Origin of the sequence: Lewinella sp. JB7 (assembly GCF_024297185.1) — a bacterium.
In the GTDB taxonomy this organism is placed as follows: domain Bacteria; phylum Bacteroidota; class Bacteroidia; order Chitinophagales; family Saprospiraceae; genus Neolewinella.
The window spans coordinates 241,140-247,715 of sequence record NZ_JANCTD010000009.1; the positions used below are offsets into that span (position 1 = coordinate 241,140).

At 51.1% G+C, this 6,576-nt stretch carries 6 protein-coding genes; all 6 read left to right on the top strand.

Annotation, left to right across the window (positions count from 1 at the left end; genetic code table 11):
* Nucleotides 1-9: 9 nt before the first annotated feature.
* The 6 genes from NMA52_RS19240 (at nucleotide 10) to NMA52_RS16375 (ending at nucleotide 6,431) form a co-directional block, all read left to right on the top strand.
* Nucleotides 10-501 (top strand): energy transducer TonB, encoded by a 492-nt coding sequence (locus NMA52_RS19240; RefSeq protein WP_371930983.1) that lies wholly within the window; start codon nucleotides 10-12, stop codon nucleotides 499-501.
* A gap of 306 nt (nucleotides 502-807) precedes the next feature.
* Nucleotides 808-1,389, top strand: coding sequence for a Crp/Fnr family transcriptional regulator (locus NMA52_RS16355; protein WP_254828780.1), 582 nt, complete (start codon nucleotides 808-810; stop codon nucleotides 1,387-1,389).
* A 94-nt stretch (nucleotides 1,390-1,483) separates the two neighbouring features.
* Entirely contained in the window at nucleotides 1,484-2,134 is a 651-nt protein-coding gene (locus tag NMA52_RS16360) for a hypothetical protein (protein WP_254828781.1), read from the top strand.
* 119 nt (nucleotides 2,135-2,253) lie between these two features.
* Nucleotides 2,254-2,772, top strand: coding sequence for a lactoylglutathione lyase family protein (locus NMA52_RS16365; RefSeq protein WP_254828782.1), 519 nt, complete (start codon nucleotides 2,254-2,256; stop codon nucleotides 2,770-2,772).
* 672 nt (nucleotides 2,773-3,444) lie between these two features.
* Nucleotides 3,445-5,196, top strand: a complete 1,752-nt coding sequence (locus NMA52_RS16370) for a discoidin domain-containing protein (RefSeq protein WP_254828783.1) — start codon at nucleotides 3,445-3,447, stop codon at nucleotides 5,194-5,196.
* Nucleotides 5,197-5,573: 377 nt separating this feature from the next.
* On the top strand, nucleotides 5,574-6,431 hold the full coding sequence (locus NMA52_RS16375; RefSeq protein WP_254828784.1) for a hypothetical protein: 858 nt from the start codon (nucleotides 5,574-5,576) through the stop codon (nucleotides 6,429-6,431).
* Nucleotides 6,432-6,576 lie beyond the last annotated feature (145 nt).

The following is a 6,576-nucleotide window of genomic DNA, read 5'->3' on the forward strand; positions in this document are numbered from 1 at the left end:
TACGGTATAATTGATGAGTCGGGTGCAACGATCATAGAGCCTACCTTTCAGGACATAGATCACTTCACGCAGGATCAGAGCGGGTTAGTGAAATACGAAGATCGGTGGATGATATACAGGGACTCCGAATTGCACGGCGACGAAGAGCAACTGATCTTCAGGTCACCCGAAAAAATGCCAAAATTCAGCGATTGTGACGAGGGCGAGGTGAGCAAGAAAGGGATGAAGTGTGATATGAAAGAAATGCTGGACTTCATCTTCGACAATATAGTATACCCCCAAGAGGCTATCGCGGCAAAAATTGAGGGAATGGTCGTTGTCAAGTTTATCGTGGAAAAAGACGGAACCCTGACGAATGCGGAAGTCGTCAGGGAAATCGGTGGAGGTTGTGGCGAAGAAGCGGTGAAGGTAGTTGAACGGATGAACCCCTGGATTCCGGGCACGCAGGACGGTGATGTGGTACGTACCGCATTCTATCTTCCCGTCAGGTTTGCTCTTTAAATGGGATAGAGCAGCGTATAAATGCCTCGGATCAACCGGACCACCGCCCGAACCACATCCGTTGAAATGTTGGTTTGGGCACGACCCTGAGGTGATCGACGCAAACCACCCATCACGGACCCGCCGAATTTACACCCTTCAGTTACAAATGATGCACCCACGCGGGCGGTGGGTTAGGTAGCCGGGTAGTTCCTCAAATTTTGGGTCCAGGGTCGTACCTTATAGGATCGGGCGTGCATTCCGAGTCCGGCCAACGGTACCCGAGGTCCCGATGCTGCTTCCGATCCGGTTCCAAAGACGAACAAGATGACCACAAAAGAACGCGAAGATGTAGTAGCATTTCTTTCCCGGTTCGCTTCAATCTCGAAAGAACTGGAGGAGATAATACTGGAGCATAGCGGGATAAAGGCGATTAAAAAAAGAACGGTTGTGCTACAGGAAGGTAAAATTGCCAATGAGTGCTTTTTCATTCTGCAGGGGTGCGTAAAAAAGTATTACCTCATAGACGGGGAGGAGAAGATAACCAATTTCTATACCGAGGGGCAAATTATCACCCCGGCCAGTTATACCAATCGGGAACCTTCTAAATACTTCCTGGCTACGGTAGAAGAAACCATAGCTTTATTCGGCAATCCGGATACCGAAAAGGAGGCGACGAGGAAGCACCCCGAGTTGGAATCCTTCATTAGGGTAATGACGGAAAAACTTATGGTCGATATTGCCGATGAATTTGATAACTGGGTAAGCCACAGCGCGGAAGACCGCTACCTGTGGCTGTTAGAGAACCGACCCGACCTCGTTCAGCGTGTCCCGCAGTACCAGATAGCAAACTACCTGGGGATCAAACCGGAATCCCTGAGCCGGATAAGAAAACGCCTGGCTAAATAAACGAATACATACCTCTTTTCTTAACTCAGGTCAACGATAAACTGTTGGAAGAGGTCGAATTTTGTTAAACATTCTTCACGATAATGATAGTGAAATGAACTTTGACAAAATTTACCTGATCGCCGTATTATTATTTGCCTGTACAGCGGCTTACGGGCAAGACACTTCCGTAGAGTCTTCAGGGTCCGGTACGGTAGCAACGAATAAGTACAAATTCGCCGTATTCACTCCCTGGTTGTCCTTCAGCAACTTCGGAAACCCGAAAACGAATACGCACCACTACGAAATTCTGGTTCGGCGTCAACTTTCCGGCAAGGATGCGGTGGGCATCAAAGTAGCTACCTGGAAATTGTTCGCCCCAATGGGGATTCCCCTGTGGAACGCGCAGTTTCTGCAGGAGAGCGCATTCTATCCGGGTAGACTGAGGGAAAGCGGAGTGGGCATTACCTACCAACGCAGACTATGGAAGGGGGTATTCGCAGCATTGGAAGTCTTACCGCTACTGACGACGTATCTGGATGAAGCGGGCGAGAGCATCGGAAGCGGCTTCAAACTGTATAGCAGCTACCACCTAGGCTACCACGTCCCCCTATTCAAAACGGGCAGATTCTTCATCGAGCCGCAAGTTCACCTGAACTACTGGCCGGTAAATACGAACGTGCCCCAGTCATTCAAGCGTGAGGAATCGAAGTGGAACAACTACTTCTTCCTTGAACCGAATCTGTATTTGGGGATGAAGTTTTGACTATCCCTCGGACATTGACTAGCCTAATTGTCGTCGCTACCGGTCGACACTCCAAAGCCTACCGCTGACGGACGTACCTTGTCTCCGTTCCTCAAGGTTAACCCCCAACGCTCGTAAAAATGCAACATAGCAAGTATCCCCGTTCATTCTCACACATCGGCATTACGGTACCCCGGATTCAGGAGGCCGTAAAATTCTACGCGGAGGTGATGGGTTGGTACGTCATCATGGAACCCGCCACGGTGAAGAAGGAAGCGGATACGGCGATCGGACAGATGTGTATTGATGTCTTCGGCGAGGAATGGGATGAATTTGACATCGCGCACTTATCCACCTCGGATGGGATCGGCATCGAATTGTTCTCTTTCCCCCACGGCCTTAAGGAAGCCCCGGCCTTTAATCCCTTCAATACGGGGCTGTTTCACTTCTGCGTGCAGGACCCCGATATCGAAGCGTTGATCGACAAGATCGTCTCCGCGGGGGGTAAACAGCGCATGCCGATCCGCGAATATTATCCGGGAGAAAAGCCCTACAAGATGTGCTACGTCGAGGATCCCTTCGGCATCGTCTTCGAGATATACACGCATAGCTACGAATTGACGTACTCTTCGGGCGCTTACCAGGACAAAAGCAATTGATCTCCGCACACGAGGGTGCGGGTCGATCGCGTTTTTCGCTGGGCTGTACAATGCGTTCAGACTACTCGGTTACGCCCGACGACATTGACTGCATCCAACAAACGCGCCGGAAAGCCTAAGAACCAATAGGCGGTGTGGAATACTCCTGGTTTTATCTCTCCTTACGGCCGGCGCGTACATAGCGCTCTTTCACGATAAGGCGAATGACCCCGCCGGCTTGCGGTCCCTGTGTACCCTGACGATACTCACCCCGGTCGCTATTGTGTTGTGTCTGCCGTCGCCTTATCCAAGAGGCGGCTGGCGGATTCCCTACTGTCAATTCTCCGACCGCTGTCTTATTCCTGTTTTTTCATCTTTTCGTTCAAAATGAAGAGCAGCTCGTCAAATTCCTTTTCCGGACTGAAGTCGATCACGCGCGCATCGCTCATCAATGATTAGGGCATGCCCCGGCGCCAGGTAGAATACCTCTCCGGCCGATTATCCTTTAGGCACTCCAACAGGGGCGAAAAGTCGGTACCCGCCTTGGGTTCGTTGATGGCAACGGCCATTCCACCCCTGCCGGTACCATGTTGATCGTATTGCCCTTGGGGAAGTCCTCTTCGGAGATGTGGACTACCCCGCATCCTTGTTTCACGGCACCGTAATTTGCCTACCACTTGACTCCCTCGCCCCATGCCCGTCCTTTTCCTCTTCTTTTTCTTGTCTCTGAGTACCATCTCCGCTCAGCAACGCACCTACTGCAACCCCGTCAACATCGACTACGGCTACACCCCCTTCGAACGATTTTCACAAGAAGGCAAGCACCGCGCCACGGCCGATCCGGTGATCGTCAACCTGCGGGACACCCTCTATCTCTTTTCGACCAACCAGGAGGGATACTGGTACAGTGCCGATATGCTCGACTGGACATTTGTTTACCGCAAGTTTCTGCTCGATGACAAGTACACCCACGATCTCAACGCCCCGGCGGCCTGGGTAATGAATGACTCCCTCTACGTGTACGGATCCACCTGGGAGCTCGACTTTCCCATCTGGAAGAGCGGCAATCCGACCCGCGACGACTGGGAGATTGCCGTCGATACCCTCAACGTCGGCGCCTGGGATCCCGCTTTTCACTACGACGAAGATCAGGATAATCTCTACCTCTACTGGGGGTCCAGCAATGAATTTCCGCTGCTGGGTACGGAAATCCAGACCCATAACCTCCAGACTACCGGCATTACCCGGCCCATCATGAAGCTACACCCCGAAGACCACGGTTGGGAACGCTTCGGGGAGTACAACGACAACGTCTTTCTCGCCCCCTTTGTCGAAGGTGCCTGGGTGACCAAGCATAACGGTAAGTACTACTTCCAGTACGCGGCGCCGGGAACGGAATTCAGCGGCTACGCCGACGGCGTGCTGGTCAGCGAGAACCCTCTTGGCGGATTCCGGTATCAGGCCCACAACCCTTTTTCCTACAAACCCGGCGGCTTCGCGCGGGGAGCCGGCCACGGGGCCACCTTCCGCGACGCGCACGGCAATTACTGGCACGTATCTACCATCTTCATCTCGGTTAAGAACAACTTCGAGCGGCGTTTGGGCATCTGGCCGGCCGGCTTCGACGCGGACGATGTTATGTACTGCAATACGGCCTTTGGCGATTATCCGACCTACCTACCCGAATTCGCGGAGGGAAAGGATTTTACCGCGGGACTCTTCGCCGGCTGGATGCTGCTTAATTACAACAAGCCCGTACAGGTCTCCTCTACCCTCGGTGGCTTTCACGCCAACAACGCGGTCGACGAAGACATCCGTACTTACTGGAGTGCCGCCACCGGCGACGCGGGAGAGTGGTTGCAAACCGACCTCGGTGAATCGTCTACCATCCACGCCATCCAAATCAATTATGCCGACCAGGACGCGGAGTTCATGGGCAAGACCCTGGGCAAGAAGCACCAGTACGTGATCTATGGCTCCGACGACGGACGGGAATGGAAAATAGTGGTCGATAAGCGCCATAACCAGACGGACGTGCCCCACGACTACGTCGAGCTGTCGCAGCCCGTACGGTTCCGCTACCTCAAACTGGAGAACCACGCTATGCCCACCGGCAAGTTCGCCATCAGTGGTTTCCGGGTATTCGGTAAGGGGGCAGGGGAGCGGCCCGGTCCGGTGGAAAATTTTGTGGTCCTGCGTGCCCCCCGGGATAAGGACGGCAACCGCCTGGCCTCCTGGATGAAGTGGAAAAATCATCCTGAGGCCGACGGGTACAACATCTATTTCGGTAAGGACCCCGCTAAACTCTACGGCAGCATCATGGTCTACGGTACCAACAGCTACTACTTCACCGGTATGGACAAGGCTGACGCCTACTACTTCCAGATCGAAGCCTTTAACGAGAACGGGATATCGGAACGCACGGAGGTCATTCGGGTAGATTGACGAGGCTACACCTGCTGATTACCGTAATTCACGGCTTTTACCGTACCGCCTTGCTCCTGCGCGCCCGCCCAGAGAAAGCGGCTGGGTAGCGGGAGCCGTATGGTGGGGGAAAGAGCAAACATTCCGGGTAGAAATTCTGACGTGATTGCCGAGACTAGTGGGCGCAATCACGTCAATTGAGTGTAGGGCGCAATTTTCTGAGCGTATGCAGCGCGATGTTGGGCGAAAGCCGCTTTAGGCGGCCTCAAAAACTACCCCTCATGGTATGTCAACCACGTTGACGTCATTCAGTCTCACATGATGCCACAACAGAGACCAACAGAGGAAAATAAGAACGTAATAGATGGAGTTATTACCGCCTACCTTAAAATGTTGAGATGATAGATAGCGTGAGAGGGATCATTAAAATCGCATGGCTCTTTAACATAATTATTTGGTCACCCCAGACAGCCTACAGTCAAAACTATACTGACGTAGGGTTTTTCGATTTCCTATCAGATAACTCGATTGTAGTCGATTCTGCCACTGGAAATTTAATCGATCACCATACTGTATACAACGCATTCATACATGAGTGGACAGACGACAGCAGTAGTCACTATCGTGAAATATTGATCGACATGTATAGAAAGGTTTCGGACGGCTATGAATTTAGTTCTTTGACCGAAAATCCCATCCTAAAAAATTCCACGAGATCAAGAGTAGATTCCTCCAACCGTGACTTATCAGAACTGATTCCATTTTATTTAAGCCATTCTGGATCATCGAATAGAGGGGAAGATGCAGTGTACCTATTTTCTCGTCCCAGATATTACAATCCAGATGAACCAAAATTGTACGATTATACAGAATTAGAGACAGGTTCTTATGTATTATCCAACATTATCATCCAGGGTGAGGCACAGAATTTGTCTGATTGTTTTTCAAAACAGATAATTGATATATTACCAAATTCGTACGCAATATTGCATTACGGGAACAGGTATCCGTTAGAGTGTGCCGATTCAAACTCAAAGTTCTACGAAGATGTGTTCGGATCTGATACAACTGCAAACACAGTCAAAGTCGCAGGGCGAGGTCCAATAAAATATATTTTAGTAGAAGATTACATTTATCTATTCACTACGGATAAAAAATTCCTAAGTAGACTCAAGTTAGAAAGATTGGACTCGGGAATAGTCCTAACTGGTGAAAACTATGTCAGATTCGAGTACACACTTACAAAAGCCAAATAGAGATATTCGCCCAACACTGCGCCAACTCCATTAAGCTAAGCAACTAAGCGCCATACCGGAGCCTCCATCAGGGCTACTCTTCGGCCGCTATTGCGGCGAGCCAGGTTGGAAAGTAACTTTAGGGTATAGTGTCCCCGTCCGGCCG